The sequence below is a fragment of the Amycolatopsis sp. NPDC004169 genome (genome assembly GCF_040610315.1).
In the GTDB taxonomy this organism is placed as follows: Bacteria; Actinomycetota; Actinomycetes; order Mycobacteriales; family Pseudonocardiaceae; genus Amycolatopsis.
On sequence record NZ_JBEXMD010000026.1, the window covers coordinates 13,009 to 32,708 of the forward strand.

General features: G+C 71.3%; 15 protein-coding genes. 13 read left to right on the forward strand and 2 right to left on the reverse strand.

The genetic code is table 11. The features are described 5' to 3' along the window. Window positions 1-711: 711 nt before the first annotated feature. Window positions 712-1,260 carry a hypothetical protein gene (locus tag ABZX11_RS30110; protein ID WP_354919154.1) on the reverse strand — a complete coding sequence of 183 codons (549 nt, stop codon included), beginning with the start codon at window positions 1,258-1,260 and terminating at the stop codon, window positions 712-714. On the opposite strand from ABZX11_RS30110, the gene ABZX11_RS30115 reads away from it, so the two are divergent. The 12 genes from ABZX11_RS30115 (at window position 1,241) to ABZX11_RS30170 (ending at window position 18,410) form a co-directional block, all read left to right on the forward strand. Next, window positions 1,241-1,777 carry a YbaB/EbfC family nucleoid-associated protein gene (locus tag ABZX11_RS30115; RefSeq protein WP_354919157.1) on the forward strand — a complete coding sequence of 179 codons (537 nt, stop codon included), beginning with the start codon at window positions 1,241-1,243 and terminating at the stop codon, window positions 1,775-1,777. The two genes, ABZX11_RS30110 and ABZX11_RS30115, sit on opposite strands and share 20 nt — an antisense overlap. A 29-nt stretch (window positions 1,778-1,806) precedes the next feature. Beyond that, entirely contained in the window at window positions 1,807-2,127 is a 321-nt protein-coding gene (locus ABZX11_RS30120; protein ID WP_354919160.1) for a type VII secretion target, read from the forward strand. Between the two features lie 26 nt (window positions 2,128-2,153). Continuing rightward, entirely contained in the window at window positions 2,154-6,518 is a 4,365-nt protein-coding gene (locus ABZX11_RS30125) for an RHS repeat-associated core domain-containing protein (RefSeq protein WP_354919163.1), read from the forward strand. After that, entirely contained in the window at window positions 6,518-7,006 is a 489-nt protein-coding gene (locus ABZX11_RS30130; RefSeq protein WP_354919166.1) for a hypothetical protein, read from the forward strand. Before ABZX11_RS30125 ends, ABZX11_RS30130 begins: the two co-directional genes overlap by 1 nt. A 96-nt stretch (window positions 7,007-7,102) precedes the next feature. Further along, entirely contained in the window at window positions 7,103-7,678 is a 576-nt protein-coding gene (locus ABZX11_RS30135; RefSeq protein ID WP_354919169.1) for a CGNR zinc finger domain-containing protein, read from the forward strand. Between the two features lie 31 nt (window positions 7,679-7,709). Beyond that, window positions 7,710-9,725 (forward strand): AraC family transcriptional regulator N-terminal domain-containing protein, encoded by a 2,016-nt coding sequence (locus tag ABZX11_RS30140; protein WP_354919172.1) that lies wholly within the window; start codon window positions 7,710-7,712, stop codon window positions 9,723-9,725. Window positions 9,726-9,838: 113 nt separating this feature from the next. Then, entirely contained in the window at window positions 9,839-12,571 is a 2,733-nt protein-coding gene (locus ABZX11_RS30145; protein ID WP_354919175.1) for an AAA family ATPase, read from the forward strand. Between the two features lie 190 nt (window positions 12,572-12,761). Then, entirely contained in the window at window positions 12,762-13,301 is a 540-nt protein-coding gene (locus tag ABZX11_RS30150) for a 2Fe-2S iron-sulfur cluster-binding protein (protein ID WP_354919178.1), read from the forward strand. Next, window positions 13,298-14,293: a xanthine dehydrogenase family protein subunit M gene (locus ABZX11_RS30155; protein ID WP_354919181.1), complete on the forward strand. Its 996-nt coding sequence runs from the start codon at window positions 13,298-13,300 to the stop codon at window positions 14,291-14,293. The genes ABZX11_RS30150 and ABZX11_RS30155 overlap by 4 nt, the downstream gene beginning before the upstream one ends. Next, window positions 14,290-16,389 carry a xanthine dehydrogenase family protein molybdopterin-binding subunit gene (locus tag ABZX11_RS30160; RefSeq protein WP_354919184.1) on the forward strand — a complete coding sequence of 700 codons (2,100 nt, stop codon included), beginning with the start codon at window positions 14,290-14,292 and terminating at the stop codon, window positions 16,387-16,389. Before ABZX11_RS30155 ends, ABZX11_RS30160 begins: the two co-directional genes overlap by 4 nt. Before the next feature lie 18 nt (window positions 16,390-16,407). Then, window positions 16,408-17,184 (forward strand): AraC family transcriptional regulator, encoded by a 777-nt coding sequence (locus tag ABZX11_RS30165; protein ID WP_354919187.1) that lies wholly within the window; start codon window positions 16,408-16,410, stop codon window positions 17,182-17,184. Between the two features lie 77 nt (window positions 17,185-17,261). Continuing rightward, on the forward strand, window positions 17,262-18,410 hold the full coding sequence (locus ABZX11_RS30170) for a 4-hydroxybenzoate 3-monooxygenase (protein WP_354919190.1): 1,149 nt from the start codon (window positions 17,262-17,264) through the stop codon (window positions 18,408-18,410). Between the two features lie 37 nt (window positions 18,411-18,447). Here the strand turns inward: ABZX11_RS30170 and ABZX11_RS30175 are convergent, their stop codons facing one another. Then, window positions 18,448-19,056, reverse strand: coding sequence for a hypothetical protein (locus ABZX11_RS30175; protein WP_354919193.1), 609 nt, complete (start codon window positions 19,054-19,056; stop codon window positions 18,448-18,450). Window positions 19,057-19,247: 191 nt separating this feature from the next. On the opposite strand from ABZX11_RS30175, the gene ABZX11_RS30180 reads away from it, so the two are divergent. Next, on the forward strand, window positions 19,248-19,697 hold the full coding sequence (locus tag ABZX11_RS30180) for a DUF1931 family protein (protein WP_176172638.1): 450 nt from the start codon (window positions 19,248-19,250) through the stop codon (window positions 19,695-19,697). Window positions 19,698-19,700 lie beyond the last annotated feature (3 nt).

Below are 19,700 nucleotides of genomic sequence, written 5' to 3' on the forward strand. Positions count from 1 at the left end.
GCGAGCGGCGCTCGGCAGCTCAACGCGAGAACCGGCCGCAACACTGATATAGCTCGCCAGTGCCGGTTCCGTCTACACGGCGCCGCTGGATTTGATCCCGCTCGGCTGGCTCCGCCCACCGTCATGTGCCGACCGCATGGTTGTTCGAAACAAACGCGGGCGGTCCTCTCACCAATTTAACTGCGACACAGCTGGGCAATCCCCCTACTGCAACTGCACTCAACAACACATAGTTGCAAGCGACGGCGATCAAGCGCATTATCTCACTAGGCGATTCTCCATCGCCGCAGGTCAAGCCCATCATCGACTCTCACTGACAGTGAGGGGTCAGGGGTTCGAGTCCCCTTAGCTCCACAGTGACGAAACACCGCTCACCGGATCCGAAGATCCAGGTCGGGCGATTTTTCATTGTACAGATCTTTAGTTTGCCAATAGGAAATTCAGCTACCGGTAGGTAGCTGAGGTAAGGCCGGAGCACCGGCCCGATGGCGGCGAAATGGGGCCACGAGAGGTGCCCCACTAGCGTCCCCGAACAGGTGGACCTTCGAGTCACCTCCCAGCCCGACGCCTACGGGAAGCGGCTGACGCCCGCCGATGCACTGCGTGGGGCGTCAGCGAGGAATTGGAGCAACCCCGAGGATCCGCCGCAGGAACGTCGAGCGCCACAGCCACATGCGCTGGGTGCGGTGACCACCAACTCAGTACACCCCATCAACAACCGGCCCACGCCGCCGTGATGACCAGCCACGCGATCGGCCCACCGAGCACACCAGCCTGCTCGGCGATCCGCACCACCTGCTCCGGCGTGGGCCAGATCCGCTCCACCACTGCCCGCCGCGACCGCCGACCCCGGCGCCCCGCCGACGCACCGGATTGAACGGAATCGGCCGCTCGTCGGCGGCATCGGTCAGCACCTCCAGCGCCGTGATCGCGCCCGACGATCGGTGGCCGACCTTCGGCAGGCTGTGACACGCAGCCGGCTTCGGCCGCCTGCGCGTCGGCGCCGACGTCCAGACGACGATCAACAGCAGGAACGGCAGCTCGTTCAGCAACTGGATCATGGCGGCGAAACCACGGTACGTGGTCTATTGAACGGCCGAAGCGAGGCAATCCGCTGGTCGGTTCGCTTGATTCTCGGGAAAGGGTGACGCCGAAGCACAGCGCACAGAACTTGCACTGGTGCGGGAACCGCGGAAGAGTCGGCACCGTCGATACCTGGGTGAACAGGTAAGGGGGCGCGATGGCGGACTTGTCGGACATCGAACGGATGGTCGACGACTGGGAGCGGGACGCGGCGGCGAAGTCGCAGCGCTATCAGGCGATGCAGGCGCAGGTGGAGCAGATCTCGCTCACCGGCACGGTGGCGGGGGGCGCGGTGAGTGTCACGGTGGGGCGCAACGGGTTGCCGACCGGGATCAGGATGACCGACGGTGTTCGTTCGATGAGCCCGGACGAGATCGCGGCGAACGTGATGAAGGCGATCCGGAAGGCCCAGTCGCAGTACCCCGAGAAGATGCGCGAGATCCTCGCCGAGACCGTCGGCGACGACGACACGGCCCGGCACCTCGCGGAGACCGCCGAGCGGAACTTCCCGGACGCGCCGCAGGAAGACCCGGAACTGCCGCCGGAGCGGCGCCGCCGGCTGTACGAGACGGACGACGAAGACTCCGCCGCACCGAGGACGCCGCCGGTACCCAAGTCACCCGCCGCGCCGCGTCGTCCGGCGTCGCCGGACGACGACGACTTCGGCGATCAGACGTTCCTCCGGCGCGACTAGCGTTCCGGCGACACGACGAGGGGGTGGACATGCCCGACGGAGGGTTCAAGGTCCTCGGCGAGGAACTCGGCTCCCACGAGAGCAAGGTGCGCAGGCTCGCCGAACGGATGAAGACAGCGGTGGACGCCGCGCGGCAGGTCACCATGGACAACAGCGCCTACGGCGTCATCTGCCAGCCGTTCGCGATGATGCTCGACCCGTTCGAGGAGATGGGCGTGCGCGCGCTGCAGGAAGCGTCGGCGTCCCTCGACGGCACGGCCGACAAAGTCAAGGACGCGGCGGACGCGTACCGCCGGCAGGACGAGGCGTCCGTCGCCGCGATCAAGCAGGCCGGTCCGAAGGGCGCCTGAGGCGCCCCGGGGTGAGGGGGAACGACGTGGCAGGCAACCCGCTGGTGGCGCAGGCGCGCTCGCAGACGACCGGGGTGACCGGGATCGGTGTCCTGGAGTCGGCGAACGACCTGGCGAACGGCGTCAAGGACGGTTCGTGGGTCGAAGCTGGGCTGGGCGGGCTCGGTGTCGGCCTCGAGGCACTGGCGCTGGTCACCGATCCCATCGGGACGTTGGCGCAGTACGGCGTTTCGTGGTTGATCGAGCACGTCAAGCCGCTCAAGGACTGCCTGGACTGGCTGGCGGGCAACCCGCCGGTGATCCAGTCCTTTTCGGACACCTGGGCGAACGTGGCCGAAGAGGTGAACGCGATCACGGGTGATCTGGCGAACGAGGCGAAGAACGGGACCGCCGGATGGGAAGGCGCGGGGGCGGACGCCTACCGGGGTGAGGTCGCGGAGCAGACGGACGCGCTCGCGGGCGCCGCGTCGTTGTGCGACGGGATCTCCACCGGCGTGATGATCATGGGCCAGGTCGTGGCGGCGGTGCGGGAGACCGTGCGCGACTTGATCGCCACGCTGGTGGGGAAGCTGATTTCGTGGGCGCTGGAGGAGGCGTGCACCCTCGGGTTCGCCACCCCCGCCGTCGCCGTCCAGGCCACGACGGCGATCACGAACACGATCAACAAGGTCTCGACGCTGATCCGCAAGCTGATCAAAACGATCTCCAACGTGGGGCCGAAGGTCCGCAAGATCGTCGACAAGCTCGGCGAGATCATCGAGAAGCTGTCCAAGCTCGCCAAACGCCTCGGCAAGCCGGGTGAGCACACCACCCCCTCCGCCGCCCGCAAGGCCGGACACGCCGCGGACGACGTCCACGCGCCGAAGGACCACACCACCCCGGCCGGCATGCACGAAACCCCGGACGGCACCACGCCGTCGCATACGCCGGACGCCGGGACGAAACCGTCCGGGGCGGACGACCACGCGCCGAGCCGCCCGAACGACGAGGCCGCTAGCAAGACCCCGGAAGACGGGCGGACGACCTGCAACGACCCGGTCGACGTCGTGTCCGGCGAGGTCGTGCTGGCGCAGACCGACGTCGAGCTGCACGCGCAGCTGCCGCTGGTGCTGACCCGCACCCACGTCTCCTCGTACCGGGCGGGCCGGTCGTTCGGGCGGTCCTGGGCGTCCACTGTGGACCAGCGGCTGGAGTTCGACGCCACCGGTGTGGTGTTCGTGGCCGAGGACGGGATGCTGCTGACCTACCCGCACCCCGCGGACGACGGTTCAGCCGTGCTGCCGCGGCTCGGGCCGCGGTGGCCGCTGGCGCGCGTCCAGGACGGGTTCGAGGTCAGGCAGCCCGATCGCCGCCGGGTCCTCCACTTCCCGGCGGGCGGCGCGGAAGCGCCGATCGGCGGGATCAGCGACCACAACGGCACGCGGCTGTCCTTCCTCCGCGACGCGGACGGCGGCCTGGAGGCCGTGACGCATCCGGCCGGTTACCGGGTGGACGTCCGGCGCGCCGGGGGCCGGGTGATCGAGCTGCGGCTCGCCGTCGCCGAACCGATCACCCTGGTGCGCTACCACTACGACGACGCGGGCACGCTGGCCGAGGTCGTCAACTCTTCGGGGCGGCCGATCACCTTCTCCTACGACCCCGACGGCCGCATCACGCGGTGGGCCGACCGCAACGGCCAGTGGTACAGCTACCTCTACGACGCCCAAGGCCGCTGCGTCGCCAACGTCGGCGCCGGCGGTTTCCTCAACGGCACGTTCAGCTACGACCGTACCGCTCGTGAGACCCGGTTCACCGACGCGCTCGGCCACACGACGACCTACGTCTGCAACGAGCTGAACCAGGTGGTCCGCGAGATCGACCCGCTGGGCAACGCCACAACGCGGGAATGGGACCGCTTCGACCGCCTCCTCGCCGAAACGGACCCCCTGGGCCGGACGACACGCCGGGAATACGACGCCGCGGGCCACCTCGTGGCGATCGTCCGCCCGGACGGGAAGGGTGAGTTCGCCGAGTACGACGAGCGCGGGCTCCCCGTGGTCGTGACGGATCCGGACGGCGCGGTTTGGCGGCAGGCCTACGACGAGCGGGGCAACCTGGTGGTCCAGATCGACCCCGCGGGTGCCGAAACCCGGTACGAACACGACGCCGCCGGCGGTCCGATCCGGGTCGTCGACGCCCTGGGTGGCGTGCACCGCATCGAGAACGGGCCGTCGGGACTGCCGGTCGCGATCACCGACCCGGTCGGCGCCACCACGAGGTACACCCGTGACGCGTTCGGCAGAGTCGTGTCGATCGCGGATCCGGCGGGCGGCGTCACCGGACTGGGCTGGACAGTCGAGGGCAAGCAGGCCTGGCTGCGCCAGCCCGACGGCGCTACCCAGCGGTGGCTGTACGACGGGGAAGGCAACGAAACGCGTTATGTGGACGCCGCCGGTGGCGTGACCGTCAAGGAGCACACGCACCTCGACCTGCTCGCCGCCCAGACCGAACCCGACGGCGCCCGCACCGAGTTCACCTACGACGCGAACCTGCAGCTCGTCGCGGTGCGCAACCCGGGTGGCCACAGCTGGCTGTTCGAGTACGACGCCGCGGGCAACCTCGCGGCCGAAACCGATTTCAACGGCCGCCGCACGGAGTACCGCTACGACGCGGCCGGCAGGCTGGTGGCGCGGGTGAACGCCGTGGGGCAGACGACCCGCTTCGAGCGCGACGTGCTCGGGAACGTCGTCCGCCGTCTCGCCGATGACGGCACCGAGGCCTCGTTCGCCTTCGACGCGGCCGGCAGGCTCGTCCGGGCGGTCAACGGGGACGGCGATCTCGTCTTGGAACGCGACGCACTGGGCCGGATCACCCGCGAGGCGGTGAACGGCCGCGCGGTCGAGTCGGTGTTCGACCTCATGGGGCGCCGCGTGCTGCGGCGCACGGCCAGCGGCGCGGAAAGCGTGGCGCGCTACGACGCCGCCGGACGGCAGGTCGAGCTGCGTGCCGGCGAGCGCACGTTGTCCTTCGGGTACGACGTGGCAGGGCGGCAGACCGAGCGCGTCCTCGATTCCGGCGTCGTCGTGTCCTTCGCCTGGGACGTCAACCACCGCGTCATCGGGCAGACCGTTTCGGTGGTGTCGAAGGGAGCCGCGCGGGCGAACGTGCTGCAGCGGCGTTCGTACCGGTACCGGGCGGACGGGGCCGTGCTGGCCGGCACCGACCAGCTGCGCGGAGCTCGCGGATTCGAGCTCGACGCGGTGAGCAGGGTGAAGGCGGTCGCCGGGCCGTCGTGGTCGGAAACGTACGCCTACGACCGGACGGGGAACGTGGTCGCGGCGGCCTGGCCGGCCGGTGACACCGCGGCCCAGGGAGAGCGCGCCTACCGCGGGACGATCGTCGAGCGAGCCGGAAACCTCGTGTACCGGCACGACGCGCAGGGGCGCCTGGTGGGAGTGCGGCGCAAGCTGCTGTCCAGAAAGGACGAAAACTGGCAGTTCTCCTGGAACGCCGAAGACCGCTTGGTGGGTGTGGTCACGCCCGACGGCACGCGCTGGCGCTACCGGTACGACGCGCTGGGCCGCCGCACGGCGAAGGAACGGCTCGCGGCCGGCAGCGACGAGGTCGCCGAGCGGACCATCTTCGGCTGGGACGGTGGGAACCTCGTCGAACAAGAGACCGCGGGCGGGACGACCACGTGGGAGTGGGACGTCGAGGGTGAGCAGCCGCTCGCGCAGCGGGAACGGATCCGCGCGGACGACCAGGGCTGGGTCGACGACCGGTTCTACTCCATCGTGACCGACCTGGTGGGCACGCCGACCGAGCTGGTCGGCTCCACGGGCGAGCTGGCGTGGGTGTCCCGGACGAACATCTGGGGCAGGCAAGTGACGGAATCGCCGGACGGCGTCGACATGCCGCTGCGGCTGCCCGGCCAGTACCACGACCGCGAAACCGGCCTGCACTACAACGTCCAGCGGTACTACGACCCGCGGGCGGCGCGGTTCGTTTCGCCCGACCCGCTCGGGCTGCCCGGCGGGGTGAACCCGCACGGCTACGTCCCGAACCCGATCACCTGGCTGGACCCGCTCGGCCTGCAGGGGAAGTCGTGCTGGGAGAATGCGAGCCGGGCCGACAGGTCGACCGAGGCTGGCCGGCTCACCGCGCCGCAACAGCGGGACATGGCGAAGTTCTGCGGACTCCAGGAAGTCAAGGCGAAGATGAAGGGCCAGCCGGTGTTCACCGACGGGAAGCGGTTCTACACCTACGACATCGACGGGCACAACGGCGGGCTGTGGAAGGTGGCGGACGACGTCAGATCGCTGGGCTCGAAGAAGACGCGGTCCGGCACCTGGGGGCTGGGGCGGCCGGGTGGCAGCCGGGAACCCTGGCAGCTGTACCGGGTGGGAGACTGATGGCCGCGTTCCGGTACAAGATCACGAAGTACGACCCGCGGTTCTACGGCGGGCCGGGTGGGGCGTACACGCGAGACGAGTGGACGTCGATCTCGGACATCGGGAAGACGTTCGACGGGGTGGAGCTGACCCGCGAGGAGTACGAGCGGGTCGAGGGGCTGTACCTGGAGGCCGTGCGCACCGGCCTCGAGGCGGCGGGCATCGAGCGGCTGCGGGTGTGCGGGCTCGAGGACCACGGTGACGCGCCCGCCTCGCTCGAGGAGGGGCAGCCGGTCACGGTGCCCGAGGCGGTGGAGATCTGCCGGGCCCTGCTGCGCGAGGCCGGGTTCTGGTGCCGCCTGGAGGACGGCGACCGGGCCTACGTCCACGTCGGCTACGACTACTACCTGTACCTGGGGACGCCGGTCGATGTCGGGGCCGCACTCGCGCCGCTCGAAGAGGCGGGATTGTTCGTCGAGGCCGGGTTCTCCTCGCCGTTTGCCGAGTAGCAGCGCGGAGGGCGCACCGGCGCGAGCGGACGCACCTGACCGTGACCTGCCCCACAGAACCATGCTTGAAATAGGCTAACTGGTCATGCTTATTTCATGACCTGGCTCGCGACGGCACGTTACGGCCTCTCCCCCGCCCCAGGCGGGCTGGGGTTCGTCCAAGACCTCCTCAACACCCGGTCAGCCGGCCGCCCGCGGCAGCCGGATCTGCTCGCCGATGCGACGTCGGCGCAGGGGTGGGCCGACGGAGCGCTCGCGGCCTGGACCGAGGGAACCGGCCAGGACGTCCCCGCCGTCGTTGTCGGTGAAGGCGACCTCGACCCGCTTCGCGACCTTCGCGTCGATCTCCAAGCCCACGTCGCCGGTTCGGGTGCCCGCGCACCCGAACACCAGGCGGGAGTGGTGCTCCACCTCGGCCCGGACGGCCGGGTTCGGCCGGAACCGCGTGGCTCCGGCTGGCGGGCGCTGGCTTCGCTCGCGCTGATCGCCATCGCGGAGGCGCAGTCCGCCGACACGTGGCGCCGCCTCAAGACGTGCCGCAACCCCCGGTGCGAAGCCGCGTTCTTCGACCGCTCGCGCAACAACAGCGGCACCTGGCACGACGTGCGCGTCTGCGGCAACCCGGCGAACTTGCGCGCCTACCGCGAGCGGCAGCGTTCCGGAAACAACTGACCAAGGAACACCTATTTCGGAGGACACCACCATGCGAGCGATCCAGTACGACGAATTCGGCGGTTACGACGTCCTCCGGGCCGTCGAGGTCCCCCTCCCGGTGCCTGCCGACGGCCAGGCCCTCGTGCGGCTCACCTACGCGGGCGTGAACCCCCTGGACGACACCGTCCGCAGCGGCAAGCTCCCCGCGGCGGCCGTCAAGCCGCTGCCGATCCGGCCCGGCGGGTTCGGCGTCGGCGTCCTCACCGAGCCCGGCGCAAGCGGGCTGCCGGCCGGCGCCCGCGTCATCCTCAGCGGCGGCCGGTACGGCGTGGGCGCCGACGGCTCCTGGGCCGAGTACATCGCCACCGACCCGCGCCACGTCCTGCCCGTACCGGACGGCGTCGACGACACCGCCGCGGCCGCGCTCACCGCCGCGACCGGGCACCTCACCGCCTACCTGGCGCTCACCGAACTCGCCGGGTTCCGCCACGGGCAGTCCGTCCTCGCGCCGGGCGTCGGCGGCGGAGTCGGCCAGGGCGGCGTCGACGTCGCCCGGGTCCTCGGTGCGAGCGCGGCGATCACCACCGCCACCAGCACCGCCAAGGCCGAACGCGGCCGCGCGCTCGGGTTCGAGGTGATCGACCTGTCCACCGAGTCCCTCCGCGACGGCGTGAACCGGCTGACCGGCGGCCGGGGCGTCGACGTGGTCCTCGACGGCGTCGGCGGCGCGGTGACCGGAGCGGCACTGGGCGCGCTCGCCGTGGACGGCACGCTGGTCAGCATCGGCTACGCGGCGAGCACCCGCACCGAAATCGACGTCACCGACCTCATCTGGAAGAACACCCACATCCACGGCTTCCGGTTCGCCCTGTTCACCCCGGAACAGATCAATGCCGCGAACACGCGCCTGCTCGACCTGGTCGCCAGCAAGGAGATCATGCCACTGGGTCGACCGCGTGTTCCCGCTCGAGCAGGCCGCCCAGGCACAACGCCACCTCGCCGAGAACGGTCCGTTCGGCCGCGTGCTCCTGGCGATGTAGCAGCGACCGGCCGGCGTTGCTCCCCGGCCGGCAGGCCGCGCCCCGGATCGACGTTGTCCGATGTGGACCACACTGCCGTCCCCTCGCGTTCGTGCGGCTCCGGGCGGTGCGGTGCTTCAATGGCGCCCATGTCGCTCGACGAGTTGCGTGACTTGCTGGCCCGGCACGCCCGCCCCGATCTGAGCACGGACATCGATGCCGTGCGCATCTTCCGCGCCGATCGGCCCAGTCCGCCGATTCCGACCACCTACGGCCAGGTGCTGGCCCTCGTCGCCCAGGGCGCCAAGCGGTTCGCGCTCGGCGATCGCCTCTACGAGTACCGCGCCGGCGAGTACCTCGTCGCCTCGGTCGATCTGCCGGTGACCGCGCAGTTCCTGCGCGCCGACCCGGGGGAACCCGCGCTCGGGTTCGGCCTCGACCTGCGGCCGGCCGCGGTCGCCGAGGTGCTGCTGGCCGCCGATGCGGGTGACCTGCCGGAACTCGAGCCCGGCGCGCCGGCCGGCCTGGCCGTCAGCACCGCCTCGCCCGAACTGCTCGATGCCGTCGTCCGGCTGCTGCGGCTGCTCGACCGGCCGCGCGACATCGCGGTGCTCGCGCCCCTGATCAAGCGGGAGATCATCTGGCGGCTGCTCACCGGTGAACAGAGCGCCGTTCTGCGCCAGTTCGGGCTGCCCGACAGCAGTCTCAGCCACATCTCCAGGGCCGTGCAGTGGATCCGCGACAACTACGCGCTGCCCTTCCGCGTCGAGGAGGTGGCGCAGCGGGCGGGCATGAGCGTCTCCGCGTTCCACCGCAACTTCCAGGCCGTCACCTCGATGAGCCCCATCCAGTACCAGAAGCAGATCCGCCTGCAGCAAGCCCGGCTGCTGCTCGCCGCCGATCCCGGCGACATCGCCGGGATCAGCCGTCAGGTCGGCTACGAAAGCCCCGCGCAGTTCAGCCGCGAGTACCGCAGGCAGTTCGGTGACCCGCCGCGCCGGGACGCCGTCCGCCTGGGCGTGAACGTCCGGACAGGCGGCAGTTGACCAGAACTCGCGACTTCTTGCCCGTTCCTGCCGCTTGTCCCGTCGACCGGCTCCGGCGCCGGCGACTCGCTATAGCCTGGCCGGCAAGCAACGAGGGGCACGTGAGGTAGTGGGTGACCGGTGTCGAACTGTTCGGGCGTCACGATGAGCTCGCCGGGATTTCCGGGTTCCTGGACCGGGTGCGGCAAGGCGGCTGCGTCCGGCTGATTCGCGGCGAACCGGGTGTCGGCAAGTCCGCCCTCATGACCGCCGCGGCGGAACTCGCGCTCTCCCAAGGGATGCACGCGCTGCGGGCGTCCGGTTCGGAGTTCGAAGCCGACGTCGGCTACTCCTGTCTCAACCAGTTGCTGCTTCCCGCGCACGCGGCTCTGGACCGGCTCCCATCCGGCCCGCGCGAGGCACTGTCGGTGGCGCTCGGTTTCGGAGCCGGTGCGCCCCCGGATGTTCTCCTGGTCTGCAACGCCGCGCTGCTGCTCGTCACGGAGCTCGCGGCCGACCGGCCGGTCGTCCTGGTCGTCGACGACGTGCAGTGGATCGACCGGGCGAGCGCCGTCGTCCTCGGCTTCCTGTCCAGGAGGCTCGAGGGCCGCCGGGCCGGGCTGCTGCTGTCGGCCAGAACGGGCTCGACGAGCTTTCCCGGCCTGCTGTCCGAACACGTCGTCGAACCGCTCGACGACGAGGCGGCCGGGCGGCTGGTCGAAACCCTTCACCCGCAGATGCCGGCCCGGGTGCGGCGGCGGCTGCTCGACCTCGCCCAGGGCAATCCCCTCGCGTTGCTGGAGCTGCCCGCCGCGTTGCTGGGTTCCGCGCGGCGCACGGTGCCGGACGCCGAAGTCGTTCCCCTCAGCGATCGCCTGCAGGCGATCTTCGCGGCACGCCTCACCGCACTGCCCGACGCCACCCGGCAGGTGCTGCTGCTCGCCACCTTCGAAGGCGCCGGCGACGTCCGGGTACTCCGCGCCGCGCTCCCCGACCGGCCCAGCCTGGAGGACCTGGCTCCCGCCGAACGTGCCCAGCTGGTGCGCGTGGACGACGCGACGGCCCGGATCGCGTTCCGGCATCCCCTGATCCGGTCGGCGATCGTGGCGATGTCCACCCACGAGGAGCGCCGCACCGCGCACCTCGCCCTCGCCGGTGCCGTGGACCGGGAACGCCGCGCGTGGCACCTCGCGGCGGCCGCACTCGGCCCCGACGAGGCAGTCGCGGAACTCCTCGACGATGCGGCGCGGCGCGTGCTGCTCCGCGGGGACGGCTTCGCAGCGATCGCGGCCTTGGTCCGCGCCGCCGAGCTGAGCACCACGAGCACCGGCCGGGGACGGCGGCTCGCCGAGGCCGCGTACATCGGCGCGGAGGTCAACGGCACCGTCGACGACGCCGAAATCCTGCTGACCGACGCCCGCCGGGCGGCTCCGGACTCCGCGGGCTCCCTGCACGCGGCCGGCGCGGCCGCCTTCCTCATGATCAACGGGGACGGCGACGTGAACACCGCGCACCGGCTGCTGACCGGTGCCATCGAGACCGGCGACCACGGCTACCGGGCCGACGACCCCGCGCTCGTCGAGGCCATGCACACCCTCCTGCTGCTGTGCTGGTACGGCAGCACGCCGGAGCACTGGAAACCGTTCTTCTCGGTCCTGCGGCGGCTCCGGCCGCAGCCGCCGGACCTGCTCGCGCTGGCCGCCGACAGCTTCGCCGATCCGGTACGCACCGGGAAAGCCGCTCTGCCCCGGGTCGACGCGGTCCTGCGGACGCTGACCGACGACGTCGACCCCGCCCGCGTCGTGCGGGCCGGGACCGCCGCGGTGTACCTCGACCGCCTCGGCGACTGCCGCGAGGCGTCCTGGCGGCTGGTCCGGCACGGACGCGACGGCGGCGCGCCCCGACGGCACCTCGGGGCCCTGATGCACCTGTGCCTCGACGACTACCTGGTGGGGCGGTGGGACGAGGCCGAAGAACTCGCCGACGAGGGACAGCGGATCTGCGACACCGGCGGCTACCCGTTCTTCGCCTGGTACTTCCGCTACAGCCGGGCGATCCTCGCCGCCGGCCGCGGGCGGTTCGACGAGGCGTACACGCTCGCCGACGAGATCACGCACTGGGCGCTCCCCCGCGGCGTGGCGGCCGCCGTGCTGTTCGCGCACCACCCGCGGGTCCTCGCCGCCGCGGGGCAGGGTGACCACGACGCCGCTTTCGGCCACGCCGCCGCCATGAGCCCGCCCGGTGTGCTCGCCTCCCACGTCCCACACTGCACGTGGGTCATGTTCGACCTGGTCGAAGCGGCCGTGCGGATCGGCCGCACGACCGAAGCGACGGCACACGTCCGCGCGATGCGGGACGCGGACGTGGGGGCGTTGTCGTCCCGGACGGCCTTGCTCCAGGCCGGCGCCGAGGCCCTTGTCCTCGACGACGACGAGCAGGTGCTCCGCCTGGAAGGCGCACTGGCCGGCGCCGAGCGGTGGCTGTTCGACCGATCGCGGGTGCGGCTGGCGCTCGGCGAGAAACTGCGCCGGACCCGGTCGGCAGCGCAGGCGCAGCAGCACCTCCTCGCCGCCCACGGCGGATTCGCCGCCATGGCGGCCGGACCGTGGCTCTCCCGGGTGGCCGGGGAGCTGCGTGCCGCCGGCTACCGCCCGGCCACCGAGCAGCGGGGTGAGCCGACCGCGCTGACGGCGCAGGAGGCCCAGATCGCGCAGCTGGCGGCGAGCGGCCTGACCAACAAGCAGATCGCCGAGCGCCTGTACCTTTCGCACCGGACGGTCGGGGCCCACCTCTATCGGATCTTCCCCAAGCTGGGTGTCACGTCTCGCGCCGGCCTCCGGGATGCTCTGTCGCCGCCTGCGGTCTGACCGGGAATCCGCGAGCGGCCGGTCCGTCGTCCGTGTTCCCGTCCTCGTGGCGTCACGCCTTCGATGGTGGGACACGGCTGGCCGCCGCAGCATCTGTCAAACGACCTAACCGCGTTGTGGGGTGACGGCGCCGGATTCCCGGAGTCGGATGACTGATGTGGATCGGCAGGCCGGCACCGACAGTGGAGCCATGACCGAGCACACCCGCAGCGAGATAGCGCTGCGAGTCAACGAGACGACCCACCGGCTGTCGGTGGACAACCGCCGGACGCTGCTCGACGCGTTGCGGGAGGACCTCGGCCTCACCGGCCCCAAAAAGGGGTGCGACCAGGGGCAGTGCGGCGCCTGCACGGTGCTGTGCGACGGCCGCCGGGTGGTCTCCTGCCTCACCCTCGCGGTCGCCGCCGACACGACCGCCGTCACGACCGTCGAAGGACTGGCCACCGAGGGCGAACTGCGGCCGATCCAAGAAGCCTTCGTGCGCCTGGACGGCTTCCAGTGCGGCTTCTGCACGCCCGGGCAGCTCTGCTCGGCGGTCGGGATGCTCACCGAACACGCGGCGGGCTGGCCCAGCGCTGTCACCGCCGCAGACGCACCGGACCGGGCGCCGGAACTGGACGAGGCCGAGGTGCGCGAGCGGATGAGCGGGAACCTGTGCCGCTGCGGGGCGTACCCGCCGATCGTGCGCGCGGTGCTCGAGACCGCGGCACGCGAGGGAGGTGCGAAGTGAGGGAGTTCGCCTACCAGCGCGCGGCGCAGATCCGCGACGCGCTCACGGCCGTCGCCGAAGACGCCGGCGCCCGGTACCTGGGCGGGGGCACGAACATCGTCGACCTGATGAAGTGCGGAGTCGAGGAGCCGACCCGGCTGGTGGACGTGCGGCGGCTGCCGCTCGACGGCGTCAGCGGAACACCGGACGGCGGGCTGGTCATCGGTGCGACCACGACGAACAGCGACCTGGCCGCGCACCCGGAGGTGCGCCGCCGGTTCCCGGCGGTGAGCCAGGCCGTCCTCGCGGGGGCGTCCGGCCAGCTGCGGAACATGGCGACGGTGGGCGGCAACCTCCTGCAGCGGACCCGGTGCGGCTACTTCGCCGACCTCTCCCGGCCGTGCAACAAGCGGACGCCCGGCAGTGGCTGTGCCGCGATCGAAGGCGTGCACCACAACCACGCGGTACTGGGCCACTCCGAGCACTGCGTGGCGACCCACCCCTCGGACATGGCGGTGGCGCTCGCCGCGCTGGACGCGGTCGTGTGCTACGAGACGCTCGACGGCCCCGGCGAGGTCCCGTTGTCCCGGTTCTACCTGCCGGTCGGTGACCGGCCGGACCGCGAAACCGCGTTGCCGGCAGGCGCGCTGATCACCGCCGTCGTCCTGCCGGGGTCGGCGGCGGGACTGCGGTCGCGTTACCGGAAGGTCCGCGAGCGCGCGTCGTACGCCTTCGCCACGGTCTCCGTCGCCGCGGCGCTCGACATCCGCGACGGCGTGGTGCGCGACGTGCGCATAGCGCTGGGCGGCGTGGCGTCACGTCCCTGGCGGGCCGGCTCCGCCGAGGCCCTGCTCCGCGGCACCCGCCCCACCGCCGACCGGCTCCTGGCCTGCGCCGAGGAGGCGCTGAGCGAGGCGAATCCGTTGCCCGACAACGGGTACAAGGTGATTTTGGCGCGGAACCTGATCGAGGCCGTGCTCGGTGAGCTCGCCGGAACGGAGATGGATCGATGAACGCGGATGCCGTCGGCACCCCACGCCCCCGGATCGAGGGCAGGCTCAAGGTCACCGGCGCCGCCCACTACGCCGCGGACATCCCGGTGCCGGACCTGGCCCACGGCTGGCTGGTGACCGCCACCCTCTCCCGAGGCCGGATCCGCGACATCGACACGTCGACCGCGCTCGGTATGCCGGGTGTGCTGGGAGTACTCGACCACCGCAACGCACCCCGGCTCAACCCCCAGGCCGGCAACTACTTCGGCCCGGACGGCAGCCTGCAGCTCCTGCAGGACGACGTGATCCCCTACGCGGGCCGGCCGCTCGCGCTGGTGGTGGCGGAAACGCCCGAGCAGGCCAGAGCGGCCGCGGCGGCGGTGCGGGTCACCTGTGAGGGCCAGCCGCACGACCTCGACTTCCGCCTGGAGCACCCGGCCGCGCGGCCGGCGTCGACCGCCTTCGGCCCGGAGGCGGACCTCGGCGACCTGGAGGCGGAGCTGGCGGCGTCCGCGGTCGTGCTCGAGGAGCGCTACCGCACTCCGGAGGAGAGCCACTGCGCGATGGAGCCGCACGCCGCGACCGTGTGGTGGGACTCCGATCACCTGTACGCCGTGGACGCCAACCAGGGCGCGTTCAGCGTGTCCGAGGTCCTCGCCGCGTTGTGGTCCATCGACCGGGAGCGGGTGCACGTGCGTTCCGAGCACGTGGGCGGGGGTTTCGGCGGCAAGGGCGCCTGCGGCCCGCAGGTGGTGCTCGCCTCGATGGCCAGCCGTCGGTTCGGCCGCCCGGTGCGGATCGCCATGACCCGGGCGCAGGTGTTCGAGACGACCTCGTCGCGGCCGCGGACGGACCAGGTGCTGACCGTCGGCGCGGACGCCGACGGCCGCCTGCGGGCCATCCACCACCGGGCGGCCTACGCCCTCTCACCGCTTTCGGAGTACATCGAGGCGTGCACCGAGCAGGCCAAGGTCCTGTACGCGGCGCCGGCCATCCGCACCCGGCTCACCGCCGTGCCGCTCGACGTCCTGCCGCCCGCCTCGATGCGCGGGCCCGGCGCGACGCCCGGCTCGTTCGCCCTGGAGTCGGCGATCGACGAGGTCGCCGAGCGGCTGGGCCTGGACCCGCTGGACCTGCGCCTGCGCAACCAGCCCACGGTCACGCCCGCCTCGGGAAAGCCCTTCAGCACCCGCCGCCTGGTGTCCTGCATGCGGGAGGGCGCGCGCCGGTTCGGCTGGGCGGCCCGGGACCGGCGTCCCCGCTCCCGGCGCGAAGGCCCGCTGCTGATCGGCAGCGGCATGGCCGCCACGTCGTTCAGCGCCGGGGTGTTCCCGTCGAAGGCCTCGATCACGGCGGAGACGGACGGGACGTTCACGGTGTCGATCGGGGCGAGCGACATCGGCACCGGCGCCCGGACCGCGCTGACCGCGGTCGCCGCCGACGCCCTGGGTGTCGGCACCGAACGGATCCGCCTCCGGATCGGCGACAGCGATCTCGGCATGGCGTGGGGCGCGGGTGGTTCCCGCGGGACGACGTCCTGGTCGTTCGCGATCACCGAGGCCGCCGAGAAACTGCGGGACGATCCCGTCCGGCCGACGACCGCGACGGTGGACACCACCACGCTGATCGACTACCAGCCGGAGCGCGAACGCCAGACCTACAGCGCGGTTTTCGCGGAGGTCAGCGTCGACCCGGCCACCGGCGAGGTCCGGGTCCGCAGGCTGCTGGGCATGTTCGCCGTCGGCCGGGTGATCAACCCGCTGCTGGCCCGCAGCCAGGTGGTCGGCGGGATGATCATGGGGCTGTCCATGGCCCTGCACGAGGAGAGCGTGCGAGACCCCCGCACCGGCCGGCTGGCGAACGGCGACTGGGCGGGCTACCACATCGCCGCGCACGCCGACGTCCCCGGCATCGAGGCGGATTTCGTGCCGGACTACGAGCCCCAGGACCCGTCGGGGTTCAACGGCCTCGGCGAAATCGGTACCGCAGGCACCGCGGCGGCGATCGCCAACGCCGTGTGGCACGCCACCGGCACCCGCCAGCGGATCCTCCCGATCCGCCTCGACCGCGTGCTGGAGAAGAGCACTGCCGTCGCGGGCGAACTTCGTGCGGTGTGAGCCGTAAGCTGACCTCCGATGCAGGAAACCCGCCCATCTCCCAAGCCGTCGGGCGAGGTGACGCCGGAAGGCGCGGGCTGGCTTCCGCACGGCTATCACCTCCGAAGCCACTCCCACCTCGACGGGCAGCTGGTGTACGCGGCAGCCGGGGCGTTCACCACCACGACTGCCTACGGGACCTGGATCGCGCCCGCCGATCGGGTTACCTGGACGCCGCCGGGGTTCGAGCACTCGCACCGCTTCTACGGCCGGACCGATGCGCGCATCGTCGCCGTCCCCGTCGACGAGTGCGGCCAGCTCGCCGAGCACCCCTGCGTGTTCGCGGTGTCACCGCTGTTGCGAGAGGGCATTCTGGCGCTGACCGGCGACCGGACGAGATCCGCCGATGCCGCCCGGCGGCTGCGTGCCGTGGTGCTCGACGAACTCGGCGAGCTTCCCGAGCAGTCCTTCCACCTGCCCGAGCCGCGCGATGATCGGCTGCGCGCCGCGACCGATCTGCTGCACGCCGATCCCGGGCGGAACACGACGCTGGCCGAACTGGGCCGGGCCGCCGGGACGAGCGAGCGCACCCTCAGCCGCCTGTTCCACACCGATCTCGGCATGAGCTTCCACCGCTGGCGCACCATCCTGCGCATCCACCACGCCCTCATCCGGCTCACCGACGGCGACTCCGTCACCGACACCGCGATCACCTGCGGGTGGTCGAACCCGTCGACGTTCATCGAAGCGTTCACCGCCGTCGTCGGGCAGACCCCCGGGCGCTACCAGGCCGGTCTGCGCGACCGCGGCGATTAAGAAGGTTGGCGGGTTTCCGTTATCGCACGTCGGGTTATCGGTGGACCGCAATCGCCGGCGCGGTCACAGTGGTGATCATGATTCGAACCGAAGAAAGCACCACCGCGGTCATCGTGGGCGGCGGGGTCGCCGGGCTCGCGCTCGGCACCTTCCTGCTGCGCAACGGAATTCCGTGCGTCATCTTGGAAAAGCACAGCCGCGGGTACGTCGAGAACCGGCAACGCGCCGGCGCACTCGACGCCCGTGGCGTACGCATCCTGCACGAATGGGGAGTGGGAGAGGCCGTCGAAGCGGCCAGTCACGATTCCTCCGGCGAGCCGATGCCGCTGATCATCGACGGCGAAAAGCGCGCATGGAAGATGGACGATCACGAGGACGCCGAAGGTGCCTTCCTCCCCCAGCAGGTCCTGGTCCGAAACCTGATCAGGATCTTCCTGCGTGACGGCGGCGACCTGCGTTTCGAAGCCGAGGACGTCTCGCTGGACGGTCTCGGCACCGGGCGCCCCCGGGTGCGCTACCGGGACGCCGCCGGCTCGACCACGGTGATCGGCTGCGACTTCGTCGCCGGGAGCGACGGCCACCAGGGCGTCAGCCGGAAAGCCGTTCCCGACGGCGTCCTCACCTGCCACACCCACGAGTTCGGCTACGCCTGGCTGACCGTCATGACGGAGGTGCCCGCCGACCCACCGGCCGTGCTGGCGGTGCATTCCCGCGGCTTCGCCGCGCAGATCACCCGCGGCCCGAACGCGAGCCGTGTCTACCTGCAGTGCCCGGTCACCGACACCGTCGAGGACTGGCCGGACGAACGCATCCGGAGCGAGCTCGCAACGCGGTTCGGCGAGCCGGCGCCGAAGGGCCCGATCGTCAGCAAGCAGGTCGTGCCGCTGCGCGGGGTGGTGTTCAGCCCGATGAACTACGGCCGGCTCCACCTCCTCGGCGACGCGGCGCACCTGATTTCCCCGATGAGCGCGGAGGGGATGAGTCTCGCACTGCACGACGCCGGGAAACTCGCGCAAGCGATCATTCACCAGGTCGTGAAAGGCGATGGGAACCTGCTGGAGAACTATTCGGACACCTGCCTGAGCCACACCTGGGAACGACAGGCAGCCGCGGTCTCGATGACCGACACGATGCACGACTCCGGTGATTCCACCTACCGCGGCGAGTTCCTCAAGCACGTCGCGCGCGCGAACCTGGAAAACCTCCTCCAGCCGCTGGAGAAGTGACACAGCTCGTCAGCGCGGGTCCCGGCGGCCCGGGCCGTCACCCCTGCAGGCCCGCCTCGTGGGCCGCGTCCTCGACTGCCCTGCCCGCTTCGGCGGCCGATCCGGCCAAGTCGGGCAGGTCCGGGTTCAGCTCCCTGGCCCTGGCGGCGAGCCGCTGCACCAGCGCCGCCGCGTTCCGGGCCAGCCGCACCGCGTCGGGCATGCGGTCGTCCGCGGCCAGCCGTTCGATGTGCCAGGCCAGCCCGGCCAGCGTCTCGTCGTCGGTGTCCGGGGACAGAAAGCCGGACAGTCCCGGCGGGTAGCGGGTCTCCTCGCGCAGTTCGGACAACGCGGTCACCACCGAGGGCTCGGCGCTGTAGCTCTCCAGCAGGTCGATCAGCGCGAACAGCCTGGCCACGATCTTCGGACGGCCGGGGAAGCGCTCCAGCCACCGCATCAGCTCGGCTTCGCCGCCGAGGTGGCGCACGATCCGGGTCATCTGCGCGGCGAGCGCGGTGGGCAGCTCCGTGTGGAACACGGCGATGATCGCCACCTGGCCGGCCAGCTCCGCCTGGCCGGCCTCGTCCAGCTCGCCGGCCACGAACCTCTTGACCAGCTTCGTGTCCAGAGCGAAGCCCGGCTTCGGCAGCTGCTCTCGGTCGGTCATGGGTCTCCCGGTGACGGCGTCCGCTGTGGACGAAGTGGGACGGCCGGTCTCGACGATGCACCGGACCGCACCGGCGCCGTACCGGCCTGGCAGGGTGAATCGGGGCGGTGAAATCCATCCTCGGAGTCCGAGACGCCATCCGGCCGCGGCAGCCATGCTGGGCCCATGGACCATCACGCACAGGAGGCCTGATGCCGGTCATGGGTGCGGCCCGGTTCGAACGGTTCTTCCGGATGGCCGCGAGCCTCGACGTCGACAAGAGCGATCTGAAACGGTACGACGAGTTCCTGGACCGCAAGATCCACGACCTCTTCGTCGCCGCCGAAGCCACGGCCAAGGCCAACCGGCGGGACGTCATCGAGCCGCGCGACCTGCCGATCACCAAGGGGCTTCAAGAACGCATGCACGAATTCGCCAAGCTGGAGGAGGACCTGGAAGTCGTGCCGCTGCTCGAGCAGCTCCTGGCGCGTCCCCCGCTCGGCCTCGCGCTCTCCGAAGACGCCGAGGCGCGGCTGCCGGCCGTTGCCGGTGGGCTCAGCGTTGCTCTCGCCGAGGCCTTCAAGGTCATCGACCCGCGGGTGAAGAACCCCGGGGCCGCCGAATGGGAGCAGGTCTTCCGGGTGTTCGACCTGCTCCTCTGAACC